This window comes from Pseudomonas sp. ANT_J28 (assembly GCF_008370005.1).
In the GTDB taxonomy this organism is placed as follows: Bacteria; Pseudomonadota; Gammaproteobacteria; order Pseudomonadales; family Pseudomonadaceae; genus Aquipseudomonas; species Aquipseudomonas frigoris.
Window position 1 is genome coordinate 22501 of sequence record NZ_VOBM01000021.1, and the last position, 14892, is coordinate 37392.

Annotated in this window: 12 protein-coding genes; 9 read left to right on the forward strand and 3 right to left on the reverse strand. The window is 59.8% G+C overall.

What is annotated here, in order from left to right:
- The first annotated feature begins 139 nt into the window (after positions 1–139).
- The 4 genes from FQ187_RS16200 (at position 140) to FQ187_RS16215 (ending at position 4892) form a co-directional block, all read left to right on the forward strand.
- Positions 140–613, forward strand: a complete 474-nt coding sequence (locus FQ187_RS16200; RefSeq protein ID WP_134422670.1) for a MarR family winged helix-turn-helix transcriptional regulator — start codon at positions 140–142, stop codon at positions 611–613.
- Entirely contained in the window at positions 610–2079 is a 1470-nt protein-coding gene (locus FQ187_RS16205) for an efflux transporter outer membrane subunit (RefSeq protein ID WP_149630277.1), read from the forward strand. The genes FQ187_RS16200 and FQ187_RS16205 overlap by 4 nt, the downstream gene beginning before the upstream one ends.
- 15 nt (positions 2080–2094) lie before the next feature.
- Complete coding sequence (locus FQ187_RS16210; RefSeq protein WP_149630278.1) at positions 2095–3297, forward strand: efflux RND transporter periplasmic adaptor subunit; 1203 nt, start codon at positions 2095–2097, stop codon at positions 3295–3297.
- 65 nt (positions 3298–3362) lie between these two features.
- The gene (locus FQ187_RS16215; RefSeq protein WP_149630279.1) at positions 3363–4892 is read left to right on the forward strand and encodes a DHA2 family efflux MFS transporter permease subunit; all 1530 of its coding nucleotides are present in this window, start codon (positions 3363–3365) and stop codon (positions 4890–4892) included.
- Positions 4893–4902: 10 nt separating this feature from the next.
- Here FQ187_RS16215 and lpxH read toward each other — a convergent pair whose 3' ends face one another.
- Both lpxH and FQ187_RS16225 read right to left on the reverse strand, forming a co-directional pair.
- Positions 4903–5655, reverse strand: coding sequence for a UDP-2,3-diacylglucosamine diphosphatase (gene lpxH / locus FQ187_RS16220; RefSeq protein ID WP_149630280.1), 753 nt, complete (start codon positions 5653–5655; stop codon positions 4903–4905).
- Positions 5652–6155: a peptidylprolyl isomerase gene (locus FQ187_RS16225; RefSeq protein ID WP_128869400.1), complete on the reverse strand. Its 504-nt coding sequence runs from the start codon at positions 6153–6155 to the stop codon at positions 5652–5654. Before FQ187_RS16225 ends, lpxH begins: the two co-directional genes overlap by 4 nt.
- Positions 6156–6415: 260 nt before the next feature.
- Between FQ187_RS16225 and FQ187_RS16230 the strand changes: the two genes are divergently transcribed.
- Together FQ187_RS16230 and cysS are read left to right on the forward strand one after the other, a co-directional pair.
- Positions 6416–8113: a glutamine--tRNA ligase/YqeY domain fusion protein gene (locus tag FQ187_RS16230; protein ID WP_149630281.1), complete on the forward strand. Its 1698-nt coding sequence runs from the start codon at positions 6416–6418 to the stop codon at positions 8111–8113.
- A gap of 15 nt (positions 8114–8128) precedes the next feature.
- A complete protein-coding gene (gene cysS / locus FQ187_RS16235) occupies positions 8129–9511 on the forward strand; it encodes a cysteine--tRNA ligase (RefSeq protein WP_149630282.1) in 1383 nt (460 codons plus the stop codon).
- Positions 9512–9728: 217 nt separating this feature from the next.
- Here the strand turns inward: cysS and FQ187_RS16240 are convergent, their stop codons facing one another.
- Complete coding sequence (locus FQ187_RS16240; RefSeq protein ID WP_149630283.1) at positions 9729–11561, reverse strand: sigma-54-dependent Fis family transcriptional regulator; 1833 nt, start codon at positions 11559–11561, stop codon at positions 9729–9731.
- Between the two features lie 272 nt (positions 11562–11833).
- Between FQ187_RS16240 and FQ187_RS16245 the strand changes: the two genes are divergently transcribed.
- From FQ187_RS16245 to FQ187_RS16255, 3 genes are read left to right on the forward strand one after another with little or no spacing between them, the layout of a single operon-like run.
- The gene (locus FQ187_RS16245; RefSeq protein WP_149630284.1) at positions 11834–12928 is read left to right on the forward strand and encodes an ABC transporter ATP-binding protein; all 1095 of its coding nucleotides are present in this window, start codon (positions 11834–11836) and stop codon (positions 12926–12928) included.
- The gene (locus FQ187_RS16250) at positions 12928–14019 is read left to right on the forward strand and encodes an ABC transporter ATP-binding protein (RefSeq protein WP_149630285.1); all 1092 of its coding nucleotides are present in this window, start codon (positions 12928–12930) and stop codon (positions 14017–14019) included. Before FQ187_RS16245 ends, FQ187_RS16250 begins: the two co-directional genes overlap by 1 nt.
- Positions 14020–14021: 2 nt before the next feature.
- Positions 14022–14888 carry a carbohydrate ABC transporter permease gene (locus tag FQ187_RS16255; protein WP_129436920.1) on the forward strand — a complete coding sequence of 289 codons (867 nt, stop codon included), beginning with the start codon at positions 14022–14024 and terminating at the stop codon, positions 14886–14888.
- The last annotated feature ends 4 nt before the right edge of the window (positions 14889–14892 follow it).

The following is a 14892-nucleotide window of genomic DNA, read 5'->3' on the forward strand; positions in this document are numbered from 1 at the left end:
CGGTCATCGATCCGAAGCAACTTTCCCGCGCCATTTATCAACTAAATAGCAAGCAACCTAACTATTACGTTGACATTCGCTGCCTAGGCAGTAACATCTCGTCATACATTCTCTGCCTAGGCAGCTAATTGGTGGTCAGATGAAACATTTCACCCCAGACGCATTCCACACTTGCCATCTCGGCCTCCTGCTAGGGCGCGCTGCGCTACTCAAGGACCGGATCATCGATACGCACATGGAACCCCACGGCATCACCGCCGCGCAGTTCAAAGTGCTGATCATCATGGCCCAGTTCGGCGTCGATACGCCGGCCGAGCTGTGCCGGCACCTGTCGCTGGATAGCGGATCGATGACCCGCATGCTCGATCGTCTGGAACAGAAAGGCTTCCTCGCCCGCCAACGCTCCGAAGCGGACCGCCGTCAGGTTCAGTTAGTGCTGACCGAGCAAGGCCAGCAGTTGACTGATCGCCTGCCGGAGATCGGCGCCGACGCCATGAATGAACTGGCTGGCGCGATCACCCCAGAGGAATTGAAAACCCTGGAACAGATCCTGAAGAAAATTTTGGTGGCAGCCGGTGACTCGATCACGTTGCTGCGGGTAGGTGACAAATGAGCAGTAAAACCCTGCGTACTGGCCTGAGCCTGGTGCTGGCGGCCATGACCCTCGCGGGTTGCGCCAGCTCCAGCGGCTTGACGACCGAGGGCAAAAGCCTCGATGCGAAAACCCTCAAGGCCGGGCAATCCCTCAGCGGTGTGACCCTGTCGCCCGCGGCCTGGCCGAAAGGCGACTGGTGGAAAAGCCTCGGCGACCCACAGCTCGACGGCTTGATCCGCGAAGCCCTGCACGACAGCCCCGACATGCAAATCGCCGACGCCCGCGCCCACCAAGCCAGCGCCGCCGCCTATGCCGCAGATGCCGCACGCATGCCGACCCTCGATGCCAGCGCTGGTGTCAGCCGTTCGCGTCTGGCCCGGGATCAGGACCCGAGCGGGCAGGGCGGCACTTATTCCACCGTGCGAAACATCGGCGCCAGTTTCAATTACAACTTCGATCTCTGGGGTGGGCAGCGTGATGCCTGGGAAGCCGCACTGGGCCAGGCCCGTGCTGCCGAAGTCGATCAACAGGCCGCTCAGCTGACATTGTCCGCCGACGTGGCTCGCGCCTACAGCGATCTGGGGCAAGCGCATATCGTCTACGACCTGGCCAGTGAAGACCTCAAACGCACCAGGCAAATGCTCGACCTGAGCCAGCGTCGCCTGAGCTCGGGGATCGACAGTCAGTACCAGTTCCAGCAAACCGAAAGTCTGGAAGCCACCTCCGAAGCCAGCCTGATCGACGCCGAGAAACGCCTGCAAAGCGCGAAAATCGCCTTGGCCGTCTTGCTCGGTAAAGGCCCGGATCGCGGCAATGAAATCGCCCGACCGAAAATTCTTCAGGCCAGCGCCGTCGCGTTGCCATCGGTGCTGCCAGCCGAGTTGCTCGGTCGTCGTCCAGACCTGGTGGCCGCGCGTTGGCGGGTCGAGGCGGCGAGCAAGAACATTGACGCTGGCAAAACCCGCTTCTACCCCAACCTCAACTTGAGCGCCGCGGCCGGTGCCGAGTCGTTGCTGGGCGATGCGATGTTCGGTTCGGCCAGTCGTTTCTTCAACATCGCGCCGACGATCTCGGTGCCGATTTTCGACGGTGGCCGCCTGCGTGCCGACCTCGATTCCCGCGACGCCGATTACGACCTCGCGGTGGCGCAGTACAACAAAAGCCTGGTGAAAGCCCTGGGCGATGTCAGCGACACCATCAACCAGTTACGCGATATCGGCCGGCAGATCGGGGCTCAGCAGCACGCCACCGACATTGCCCAGGATTCTTACAACACCGTGGTCCAGCGTTACGGTTCCGGCATCGGCAATTACCTGGACGTGCTCAGCATCGAGCAGCAATTGCTCCAGGCCCAGCGTCAGCTGGCCAACCTGAATGCCGAGCAGATCGACCTGTCGATCCAACTGATGCAGGCGCTGGGCGGCGGCTTCCAGGGCGAATCCCTGACAGCAGCCAACGCAACCCCAGCCACGCAGCACAACTAATTCAAGGTACTTGTCATGGCCACTGCCGATAAAACCCAATCCCCTGACAACGCTCAAGACACGAGCAACCCGCGCAAACGCAAAGTCATGCTGGTAGTGCTCGCGATCGTGGTGATCCTCGCCGGTGTCGGCGTCTGGGGTTATCACGAATTCTACGGGCGCTGGAACGAAAGCACCGACGACGCCTACGTGAGCGGCAACGTGGTGGAAATCACTCCGTTGGTCACCGGCACCGTGGTCAGCATCGGTGCCGACGACGGCGACCTGGTTCACGAAGGCCAGGTGCTGATCAACTTCGACCCGAACGACGCCGAAGTCGGTCTGCAAAGTGCCCAGGCCAATCTGGCCCGCACCGTGCGTCAGGTTCGTGGTTTGTACAGCAACGTCGATGGCATGAAAGCCCAGGTCAACGCCCAACAGGCTGAAGTGCAAAAGGCTCAGGACAACTTCAATCGCCGGAAGAACCTCGCCGCTGGCGGGGCGATTTCCCAGGAAGAACTGTCCCACGCTCGCGACGATTTGACCTCGGCGCAAAACGCCTTGGCCAACGCCAAACAGCAACTGAAAACCACCAGTGCTTTGGTGGATGACACTGTGGTGTCGTCGCACCCGGACGTGATGTCCGCTGCCGCGCAATTGCGTCAGGCTTACTTGAATAACTCGCGCAGCACTTTGATTGCGCCGGTCACCGGTTATGTGGCCAAGCGCTCGGTGCAACTGGGCCAACGCGTCCAGCCGGGCACCGCGTTGATGGCGGTCATTCCGCTGGATCAGCTGTGGATCGACGCCAACTTCAAGGAAACCCAACTGCGTGACATGCGCATCGGCCAACCGGTGGACATCGAAGCTGACCTCTACGGCAGCGATGTGAAGTTCAGCGGCACCATCGACAGCCTCGGCGCCGGTACCGGCAGCGCGTTTGCCTTGCTGCCAGCGCAGAACGCCACCGGTAACTGGATCAAGATCGTCCAGCGGGTGCCGGTGCGGATTCACATCAACGCCGAAGAACTGGCCAAGCACCCGTTGCGGGTCGGCCTGTCGACTCAGGTCGATGTGAACCTGCGCGACCAGAGCGGCCCGGTGCTGGCGCAACAGCCGCCGCAAAAGGCCTCGTTCAGCACCAATGTGTATGACCGTCAGTTGGCCGAAGCCGACGCGATGATCACTCAGTTGATTCACGACAACAGCGCTGCGGTCAGTAAAACCGTTCAACGCTGATTCGCCAATCCCTCAGCGGCGCCCGTTAAAAGGCGCCGCGCCAGCCGAGTTCCAAAGGATTCGCGATGAGCAATAACGCCTCTTTTATGCCGCCCAGCCTGTTGCTCAGCACCATCGGCCTGTCGCTGGCGACCTTCATGCAAGTGCTCGACACCACCATCGCCAACGTGGCGCTGCCGACGATTTCCGGCAACCTGGGCGTGAGTTCGGAGCAGGGCACTTGGGTGATTACCTCGTTCGCCGTGAGCAACGCCATCGCGCTGCCGCTGACCGGTTGGCTCAGCCGGCGCTTCGGCGAGGTGAAGCTGTTTCTCTGGGCGACGATTCTGTTCGTGCTGGCTTCGTTCCTGTGCGGTATCTCGACCTCGATGCCGGAGCTGATTGGCTTTCGGGTGCTTCAAGGTCTGGTGGCGGGTCCCCTGTACCCGATGACTCAAACGCTGCTGATTGCCGTCTATCCGCCCGCCAGGCGCGGCATGGCCCTGGCGTTGCTGGCGATGGTCACGGTGGTGGCGCCGATTGCCGGCCCCATCCTCGGCGGCTGGATTACTGACAGCTATAGCTGGCCGTGGATCTTCTTTATCAACGTGCCGATCGGTGTTTTCGCGGTGATGGTGGTGCGCCAGCAACTCAAGGCGCGGCCGGTGGAAACCAGCTATCAGCCGATGGATTACGTCGGTTTGATCACCCTGATCATTGGCGTCGGTGCGTTGCAGGTGATCCTCGACAAGGGCAACGACCTGGACTGGTTCGAGTCGAACTTCATCCTCATCGGCGCGGCCATTTCGGTGATAGCGCTGGCGGTGTTCGTGATCTGGGAAATGACCGACAAACACCCGGTGGTCAATCTGCGGCTGTTCGCTTACCGCAATTTCCGCATCGGCACCATTGTGTTGGTGTTGGGTTACGCCGGGTTCTTCGGGATCAACCTGATCCTGCCGCAATGGCTGCAGACCCAGATGGGTTACACGGCGACGTGGGCGGGGTTGGCGGTGGCGCCGATCGGGATTCTGCCGGTGCTGATGTCGCCGTTTGTCGGCAAATACGCACACAAATTCGACCTGCGGCTGCTGGCCGGTCTGGCGTTCCTGGCAATTGGCCTGAGCTGCTTCATGCGTGCCGGGTTTACCAACGAAGTGGACTTCCAGCACATCGCTCTGGTGCAGCTGTTCATGGGGATTGGCGTGGCGCTGTTCTTCATGCCGACCTTGAGCATTCTGATGTCAGACCTGCCACCGAGCCAGATCGCCGACGGCGCAGGCCTTGCGACGTTCCTGCGGACCTTGGGCGGTAGTTTTGCGGCGTCGTTGACGACCTGGATCTGGATTCGCCGGGCCGATCAGCACCACGCCTATATGAGCGAAAGCATCAGCACCTATGAGCCGGCTACCCGCGAGGCGCTGAACAGCCTGGGCGGAGCGAGCAGTCCGGCGTATGCGCAACTGGATCATGTGCTGACCAGTCAGGCGTACATGCTCTCCACCGTGGATTACTTCACGTTGCTGGGGTGGGCATTCTTGGGGTTGATTGTGCTGGTATGGCTGGCGAAACCGCCGTTTGCGGCGAAGGCGGGGCCGGCGGCCTCGGGTCACTGAGGCCGGAAGATCAGGCAGAAGGTGCTGCCAGCTGCGGCGGCGGGGCGAAGTCGAACGGCGCCAACGCAAACCCTTGCTCATCCACCTGCAACGCCCACCCCTGACGATCCCAATCCCCCAACACAATGCGTTTGGCCGCCTGCTCGCCAATCTGCAACTTGTGGATGGCCGGACGATGGGTATGCCCATGGATCAGCGTTTTCACGCCAAATGCCTGCATGATCCGCGGCACTTCTTCCTGCGTGACATCAACAATGTCATTGGCCTTCATCCGCGTCTGCGCACGGCTTTCACTGCGCAGCTTGCGCGCCAGTTTATGGCGAGTCCGCAGAGGCAAGTGCCGGAGGATGAACAGGGTGATCGGATTACGCAGATAGCGACGCAGCTTCATATAGGCTTCGTCGCGGGTGCAGAGGCTGTCGCCGTGCATCAATAGCACCGGCTCGCCGTAAAACTGCACGACACTCGGGTCTTTCAACAACGTGCAGCCGGCCTGTTTGCAAAAGGCCTGGCCGAGCATGAAGTCGCGATTGCCGTGCATCAGAAAAATGGCCGTGCCGCTGTCGCTAAGATCGCGCAGGGCCTGGCAGATGGAACGCTGGAACGGCGTCATGGCATCGTCGCCAATCCACGCCTCGAAAAAGTCGCCCAGGATGTACAACGCACTCGCCGAGCGGGCGCGTCCGGCGAGCAAATCCAGAAACGCCCGGCTGATGTCCGGGCGCTCCTCTTCCAGATGCAAGTCTGAAATCAGCAGTATCACTCAATGATCTCGGCTTTCTCGATGATCACGTCTTCTGCAGGTACGTCCTGGTGGCCGGACTTCATGGTGGTGGAAACACCTTTGATCTTGTCGACCACGTCGGTGCCTGCAACGACTTTGGCGAATACCGCGTAGCCCCAGCCCTGAGTGGTCTTGGCGCTGTGGTTCAGGAAGCTGTTGTCAGCCACGTTGATGAAGAACTGGGCGGAAGCCGAATGCGGTTCCATGGTGCGAGCCATGGCCACGGTGTACTTCTCGTTCGGCAGGCCGTTGTCGGCTTCGTTCTGGATGCTTGGGCGCTTGTCTTTCTTTTCTTTCATGCCTGGCTCGAAGCCGCCGCCCTGGATCATGAAGTTACCGATGACGCGGTGGAAAACGGTGTTTTCGTAGTGACCGGCTTTGACGTACTCGATGAAGTTGGCAACGGTCAGCGGTGCCTTTTCAGCGTTCAGTTCCAGGACGATGTCGCCATGGTTGGTGGTCAGTTTGACTTGGGTCATGATCGGTACTCTTGATATGAATTCGTGGGTTCCGGGGCGTTGAAGCCCTCAACCGGTCCGGCCAATTTTGGCCAAGATGCGCAGTTTAGCGTGCCAAGCGCGAATTTCGAGGCTGTTTTTCATTTGCATCCGATTAAATGCAGCCGTTTTTTGCCCTGCGCTGTCAGCGACTTGACGGCATCGGCTATGATAAGCCCCTTTGTTTTAACAGCCGCTTTGATTTGGCCAACTGGCCGCGCACTTGTACGTTCAAGGATCCTATGAGCAAGCCCACTGTCGACCCTACCTCGAATTCCAAGACCGGCCCTGCCGTGCCGGTCAATTTCCTGCGCCCGATCATCCAGGCGGACCTGGACTCGGGTAAGCACACGCAGATCGTCACCCGTTTCCCGCCTGAGCCCAACGGCTACCTGCACATTGGTCACGCCAAGTCGATTTGCGTGAACTTCGGCCTGGCCCAGGAATTTGGCGGCGTCACCCACCTGCGTTTCGACGACACCAACCCGGCCAAGGAAGACCAGGAATACATCGACGCGATCGAAAGCGACGTCAAATGGCTGGGCTTCGAATGGTCCGGTGAAGTGCGCTACGCCTCGCAGTATTTCGACCAGTTGCACGACTGGGCCGTTGAACTGATCAAGGCCGGCAAAGCCTACGTCGACGACCTGAGCCCTGAACAGGCCAAGGAATACCGTGGCAGCCTGACCGAGCCGGGCAAGAACAGCCCGTTCCGCGATCGTTCCGTGGAAGAAAACCTGGACTGGTTCACCCGCATGAAGGCCGGTGAATTCAAGGACGGCGCACGTGTGCTGCGGGCCAAGATCGACATGGCCTCGCCGAACATGAACCTGCGCGACCCGATCATGTATCGCATCCGTCACGCTCACCACCACCAGACCGGTGACAAGTGGTGCATCTACCCGAACTACGACTTCACCCACGGTCAGTCGGACGCCATCGAAGGCATCACCCACTCGATCTGCACCCTGGAGTTCGAAAGCCATCGTCCGCTGTACGAGTGGTTCCTCGAGAACCTGCCCGTGCCAGCGCAACCGCGTCAGTACGAATTCAGCCGTCTGAACCTGAACTACACGATCACCAGCAAGCGCAAGCTCAAGCAACTGGTCGATGAAAAGCACGTTCTTGGCTGGGACGATCCGCGCATGTCCACGCTGTCCGGCTTCCGCCGCCGTGGTTACACGCCGAAATCGATCCGCAACTTCTGCGACATGGTCGGCACCAACCGTTCCGACGGCGTGGTCGACTTCGGCATGCTCGAATTCAGCATCCGTGACGACCTCGACCACAGCGCCCCGCGTGCCATGTGCGTGCTGCGTCCGCTGAAAGTCGTGATCACCAACTACCCGGAAGGTCAGGTCGAGAACCTCGAATTGGCATGCCACCCGAAAGAAGACATGGGCGTGCGTGTTCTGCCGTTCGCCCGTGAGCTCTACATCGACCGTGAAGACTTCATGGAAGAGCCGCCAAAAGGCTACAAACGCCTTGAGCCGAACGGCGAAGTGCGTCTGCGCGGCAGCTACGTGATCCGCGCCGACGAAGCGATCAAGGACGCCGATGGCAACATCGTCGAACTGCGTTGTTCCTACGATCCGGAAACCCTGGGCAAGAATCCTGAAGGCCGCAAGGTCAAAGGCGTGGTGCACTGGGTGCCGGCCGCGGCCAGCGTCGAGTGTGAAGTGCGTCTGTACGATCGCCTGTTCCGTTCGGCCAACCCTGAGAAGGCCGAAGACAGCGCCAGTTTCCTGGACAACATCAACCCTGACTCGCTGCAAGTCCTCACCGGTTGTCGTGCTGAACCCTCGCTGGGCAATGCACAGCCGGAAGACCGTTTCCAGTTCGAGCGCGAAGGCTACTTCTGCGCGGATATCAAGGACTCGAAACCCGGTCATCCGGTATTCAACCGTACCGTGACCTTGCGTGATTCGTGGGGCCAGTGATTCAAGGAATCTAACGTGCTTTCTATCTACAACACGCTCACCAAGAGCAAAGAAGTCTTCAAGCCGCTGGATGGCAACAATGTGCGCATGTACGTCTGCGGGATGACCGTGTACGACTACTGCCACATTGGCCACGGCCGCAGCATGGTCGCGTTTGACCTGGTGACCCGCTGGTTGCGCTTCAGTGGCTACAACCTGACCTACGTGCGCAACATCACCGATATCGAAGACAAGATCATCAATCGGGCCAAGGAGAACGGCGAGCCGTTCGACGTGCTGACCGAGCGCATGATCACCGCGATGCACGAGGACGAGGCGCGCCTCAACATCCTCAAGCCGGACATGGAACCGCGGGCCACCGACCACATCCCGGGCATGCTGAGCATGATCCAGGTCCTGATCGACAAGGGTTACGCCTACGCCCCGGGCAATGGCGACGTGTACTACCGCGTCGCCAAGTTCATGGGCTACGGCAAGCTGTCGCGCAAGAAAATCGAAGACCTGCGCATCGGTGCGCGGATCGAAGTCGACGAGTCGAAACAGGACCCGCTGGATTTCGTGCTGTGGAAAGGCACCAAGCCGGGCGAGCCAAGCTGGCCATCGCCTTGGGGCGACGGTCGTCCGGGCTGGCACATCGAGTGCTCGGTGATGTCGACCTGCTGCCTGGGCGAGACCTTCGACATTCATGGCGGCGGCAGCGACCTCGAGTTCCCGCACCACGAAAACGAAATTGCCCAGAGCGAAGCGGCCACCGGCAAGACCTACGCCAACGCGTGGATGCATTGCGGCATGATTCGCATCAATGGCGAGAAGATGTCCAAGTCCTTGAACAACTTCTTCACCATTCGCGACGTGCTGGAAAAGTACCACCCGGAAGTCGTGCGTTACCTGCTGGTGTCGAGTCATTACCGCAGCGCGATCAACTATTCGGAAGACAACCTCAAGGACGCCAAGGGCGCACTCGAGCGGTTCTACCACGCGTTGAAAGGCCTGCCGAGCGTGGCGCCGGCTGGCGGCGAAGCCTTTGTCGAGCGCTTCACCCAGGTGATGAACGACGACTTCGGCACGCCGGAAGCTTGCGCGGTGTTGTTTGAGATGGTCCGCGAGATCAACCGTCTGCGTGAGAGCGATCTCAATGCGGCAGCAGGTCTGGCGGCTCGTTTGAAAGAACTCGCGAGCGTGCTGGGTGTGTTGCAGCTTGAAGCCGATGACTTCCTGCAGGCCGGTGCCGAAGGGCGGGTTGATGCGGCTGAGGTTGATGCGCTGATTGCTGCGCGTCTGGCGGCTCGTGCGGGTAAAGACTGGGCCGAATCCGACCGTATCCGCGACCAGCTCACCGCCATGGGTGTGGTGCTGGAAGACGGGAAGGGCGGGACGACCTGGCGTCTGGCTGACTGATTGCTGCTTCTGTTACAGACAAAACCCGCCTTGTGCGGGTTTTTGTTTTTGGTTTGTTCGCGAGTGCAGCGGTGTCTGGGCAGGCGCTTTCGCGAGCAAGCCCGCTCCCACATTGGATCTTCGCCATGTTTGAGTTGTGTGTACGACTCAATTCCCCTGTGGGAGCGGGCTTGCTCGCGAAGGTCTCAAACCGAACACCGGCAGTGCGGCCTACGCGTCACTCAGACTGGCGCAATCGCTTGTAGAGGGTATTGCGACTAACCCCCAACCGCCGCGCCAAATGGGAGATGTTCCCCCCAGCCGCCTGCAACTGCCGATTCAAATCCTCGGCATCATTCAGATCGACCGCCAGCGGCTCCGGCGTTTCAACCGGCTCCATCTCCATATCCACAAAAAAATCATCCGGCAAATGCTCCGGCCGCACCGGTTGTTCCTCGGCCATGGCCAGCGCCACCTGCATCACGCTGCTGACCTGGCGCAAATTCCCCGGCCACGGGTGGCGCCCGAACAACTCCAATACCTCTCTGCTCAAACCGGCCCATTGGCTCGGTTCGCGGTGCTGTTCCCACAGGCGTTTGAACAAGGCCGCTTTATCACTGCGTTCTCTTAACGGCGGCAGTTCCAGGGTCAAACCACCAATCCGGTAATAGAGATCTTCACGAAACCGCCCGAGTTGCACCTGTTCGCGTAACGAGCGGTTGGTCGCGGAAATAATCCGGATATCCACCGGGAACAACTCGCTGCTGCCCACCGGTTGCACGCAACGCTCCTGCAACACTCGCAGCAGCCGAGCCTGAGTCGGCAACGGCATATCACCGATTTCATCGAGGAATAGCGTGCCTTTGTCAGCCTTGCGGATCAGCCCGATGCTGCCTTTCTGGTTAGCACCAGTGAACGCGCCTTTCTCGTAGCCAAATAGCTCAGACTCCACCAGTTCGGCGGGGATGGCGGCACAGTTGACGGCAATGAACGGTTTTTTACTCCGGGAACTGGCCTGATGCAGGGCTTTGACGAAGACTTCCTTGCCGACCCCGGTTTCGCCGTGGATCAACAACGGAATGTCTTTTTCCAGCAACCGCTCGGCCTGGCGCACGGCTTTTTCCACGCGGCTGTCACCGAAATGCAGGGTATTGAGGCTGATCGCTGCCGGTGCCGCCACCGTGGGCTCGGCAAACACCCGCGCCTGAATCACTGCCTGTTTCGGCCGCTTCAACAGGCACTGGAAGCGGTTGCGTCCTGAGGTTTGCAAGGCGAAGGGCAGGCCGTCCGGCTGGTTCAACAACTCCAGCAGCGAGACTTTGAACAGGCTTTCGACACTGACCCGCGACAGACTGATGCCCAGCAGATTGTCGGCCCTGCGGTTGGCAGACAGCACCTGACCGGTTTCGTCAAAGATCAGCAGCCCGGCCCATTGACTGTCGAGGTTGTTCAGCCCGGTGTTGAAGGTCAGTTGGAAATGCTGGCCATGGAACAGGTTGAGGATCAGCCGGTTTTCCACGGTCTGACTCATCATCTTGACCATGCCAAGCGTGTGGGACGGCGGCAGGTAGCTGTCGCTGGACACATCCAGCACCGCGATGACTTTGCGTTCGGCATCGAAAATCGGTGCGGCGGAACCGGTCATGAAACGGTTGGCCTTGAGGAAATGTTCGTCGTGCTCGATGTGCACCGCCTGCTCGCAGGCGAGGGCGGTGCCGATCGCATTGGTGCCGCTGCAGCGTTCCATCCAGCTGGCACCGGCGCTGAAACCGCGGGTCAGGTTCGGCTCGATAAAACGCTGGGTGCCCCAGGACGTCAGCACCTGGCCCTGATTGTCGGCGAGCATGATCAGGCAGTTGGAGTTGCTGAGGATGTTCTCGTAGTACGGCAGGACTTCCTGGTGAGTGGTTTGCACCAGTGAGTGCTGACTCTCCAGCAATTGCGCGATGCCCTCGGCCGGCAGCTGGTCGAACGCCGGGGCGCTCTGATGATTGAGGCCGAACGCGCGGCAACGGGACCAGGAGTCCTGAATGATGGCGTCGTGGGAGAGCGGCAAGGCGGGTACGACCATGGCAGTCGATCTCTGAAAATGCTTTGTTTTTTTTGTTATGCGCTCGTCTTTGCGAGCCAAAAGCATCCGTAGAGTGTTGTTCACTATTGTTCATTGTCAACGGTTGGATTGTTCAATTGTTCAGCCGCGGTTGTTCATTTCTGTTCAGCAACGAATGCGGTTGCTCCTCCATTTGAAGGATTTTCAAGCCGGATCAACGGCTTGCAATTTGTGGCACGAATGTCGCTCTATCGCTTCGGTCGCTTGACTCCAAATAAAAAAAAGGCCGAGCCATGTCATTAACCCTGGAGCACGTCAGCCGCACCGTCGAGGGCCAGACCTGGATCGATGATGCGTGCCTTAGTTTCGAAGCCGGATCCTTCAACGTTTTGCTCGGGCGCACGCTGTCCGGCAAAACCAGTCTCATGCGCCTGATGGCCGGTCTGGACAAGCCTGACAGCGGCCGCATCCTGATGAACGGCGTCGACGTCACCCAGCGCCCGGTGCGTTTGCGCAACGTGTCGATGGTTTATCAGCAGTTCATCAACTATCCGACCATGACGGTGTTCGAGAACATCGCCTCGCCATTGCGCCAGGGCGGCGTTTCCAATGAGCTGATCCAGAGCAAAGTGCTGGAAACCGCGAAGATGCTGCGCATCGAGAAATTCCTCCAGCGCCACCCCCTCGAACTCTCCGGTGGTCAGCAACAGCGCACGGCCATGGCCCGGGCGCTGGTCAAGGATGCCGAGCTGATCCTGTTCGACGAACCGCTGGTGAACCTCGACTACAAACTGCGCGAAGAACTGCGCCAGGAAATGCGCGAGCTGTTCAAGGCCCACCACACCATCGCCATCTATGCCACCACCGAACCCAACGAAGCGTTGGCGCTGGGCGGCACCACCACCATTCTTCACGAAGGCCGGGTGATCCAGAGTGGCAAGTCTTCCGAGGTGTATCACCAGCCGCAAACCGTGCTGGCGGCAGAGCTGTTCTCCGAGCCGCCGATCAATCTGATGCCGGGACGTATCGTCGGCAACGAAGTCAGCTTCGCCAATTTCGTGCACTTCCCGCTCAACGTCGATTTGCGGCCGGTGGGCGAGGGCGAGTTCCGCTTTGGCGTACGGCCCAGCCATATTTCGCTGGTGCCGAGCAACGACGATGACCTGGAGTTGGCGGTGACCGTCGAGGTGGCCGAGATCAGCGGTTCGGAAACCTTCCTGCACGTGCGCAACGAGCATTTCCTGTTGGTGCTGCACTTGCCCGGCGTTCACGAATACGACGTCGATGCGCCGATTCGCATCTATATCCCGACCCATAAACTGTTTGTCTTCGATACGCAGGGGCGGCTGGTCCAGGCGCCCGGTCGACGTATCGCGAGGGTTGCCTGATGGCCGAAATTCGTTTGCAGCACCTCGCCCACAGTTACACCCGCACGCCTTCTGGCCCCGAGGATTATGCGATTCGTGAGATGGACCACGTCTGGGAGCAGGGCGGTGCTTATGCGCTGCTCGGGCCTTCGGGCTGCGGCAAGTCGACCTTGCTCAACATCATTTCGGGGCTGCTCAGTCCGTCTCAGGGCCAAGTGCTGTTCGACAGCAAAGTGGTCAACGACCTGACCCCGGAGAAACGCAACATCGCCCAGGTTTTCCAGTTTCCGGTGGTCTACGACACCATGACGGTGTTCGACAACCTGGCCTTCCCGCTGCGCAATCAGGGCATGGCCGAGGCGAAAATTCACAGCAAGGTGCAGGAAATCGCCGAAGTCCTCGACCTCCAGGCGCTGCTGAGCAAGAAGGCGCGCAACCTCACCGCCGATGAAAAACAGAAAGTCTCCATGGGCCGTGGGCTGGTGCGCGATGACGTGTCGGCGATCCTGTTCGATGAGCCGCTGACCGTGATCGACCCGCACCTGAAGTGGAAGCTGAGGCGCAAGCTCAAGCAGATCCACGAGCAGTTCAACATCACCATGGTCTACGTCACCCACGATCAGCTCGAAGCCTCGACCTTCGCCGACAAGATCGCGGTGATGTACGGCGGGCAGATTGTGCAATTCGGTACGCCGCGAGAACTGTTCGAGCGGCCGAGCCACACCTTTGTCGGCTATTTCATCGGTAGTCCGGGGATGAACCTGATCGAGGTTCAGCCGCAGCCAGGCGGTGTCGGTTTCGCCTCGACTCATTTGCCACTTTCCGATGCTCAACAGAAACGCATCGCAGAGTCCGAGTGGAAAACCCTGAAAGTCGGCATCCGTCCGGAGTTCGTGCATGTGTGGGACGAGCCGTTTGATGAGGCGATGCAGGCACAGGTCGTACACGTCGAAGACCTTGGCACCTACAAGATCATGACCCTGAACCTCGACGGCGCCCCTTTGAAAGTGCGCCTGGCCGAAGACAAGCCAGTGCCTGAGGGAACCGCCTACATCAGCTTCCCGGCTCAATGGTTGATGGTGTATGCCGACGAATATCTCCTGGAGACGTAGCCATGAACAAGGTGCAGAACAACAAGGCCTGGTGGCTGGTGTTGCCGGTGTTTTTGCTGGTGGCGTTCAGTGCGGTGATCCCGATGATGACGGTGGTCAACTACTCGGTGCAGGACATCTTCGACCAGTCCAGCCGCTACTTCGTCGGCGCCGACTGGTACAAGCAAGTGCTGCTCGATCCGCGCCTGCATGACTCATTACTGCGTCAGTTCATCTACTCCGGCTGTGTGCTGCTGATCGAAATCCCGCTGGGCATCGCGATCGCCCTGACCATGCCGACCAAGGGTCGTTGGTCGTCGCTGGTGCTGATCATTCTGGCGATTCCGTTGCTGATTCCGTGGAACGTGGTCGGCACCATCTGGCAGATCTTCGGTCGGGCGGACATTGGATTGCTCGGCGCCAGCCTCAAGGCCATGGGCCTGAACTACAACTACGCGGCCAACACCATGGACGCTTGGGTCACGGTGCTGGTGATGGACGTCTGGCACTGGACGTCGTTGGTGGCGCTGTTGTGTTTCTCGGGGCTGCGGGCGATTCCGGACGTGTACTACCAGGCGGCGCGGATTGATCGGGCATCGGCCTGGGCGGTTTTCCGACACATCCAGTTGCCCAAGCTCAAGAGCGTGCTGTTGATCGCGGTGATGTTGCGGTTCATGGACAGTTTCATGATCTACACCGAGCCGTTTGTGCTGACCGGTGGCGGTCCGGGGAATGCCACGACGTTCTTGAGCCAGACCCTGACGCAAATGGCGATCGGGCAGTTCGACCTCGGCCCGGCGGCGGCTTTCTCGCTGGTGTACTTCCTGATCATCCTGTTGGTGTCCTGGCTGTTCTATACGGCCATGACTCACTCTGACGCCAACCGCTGAGGTC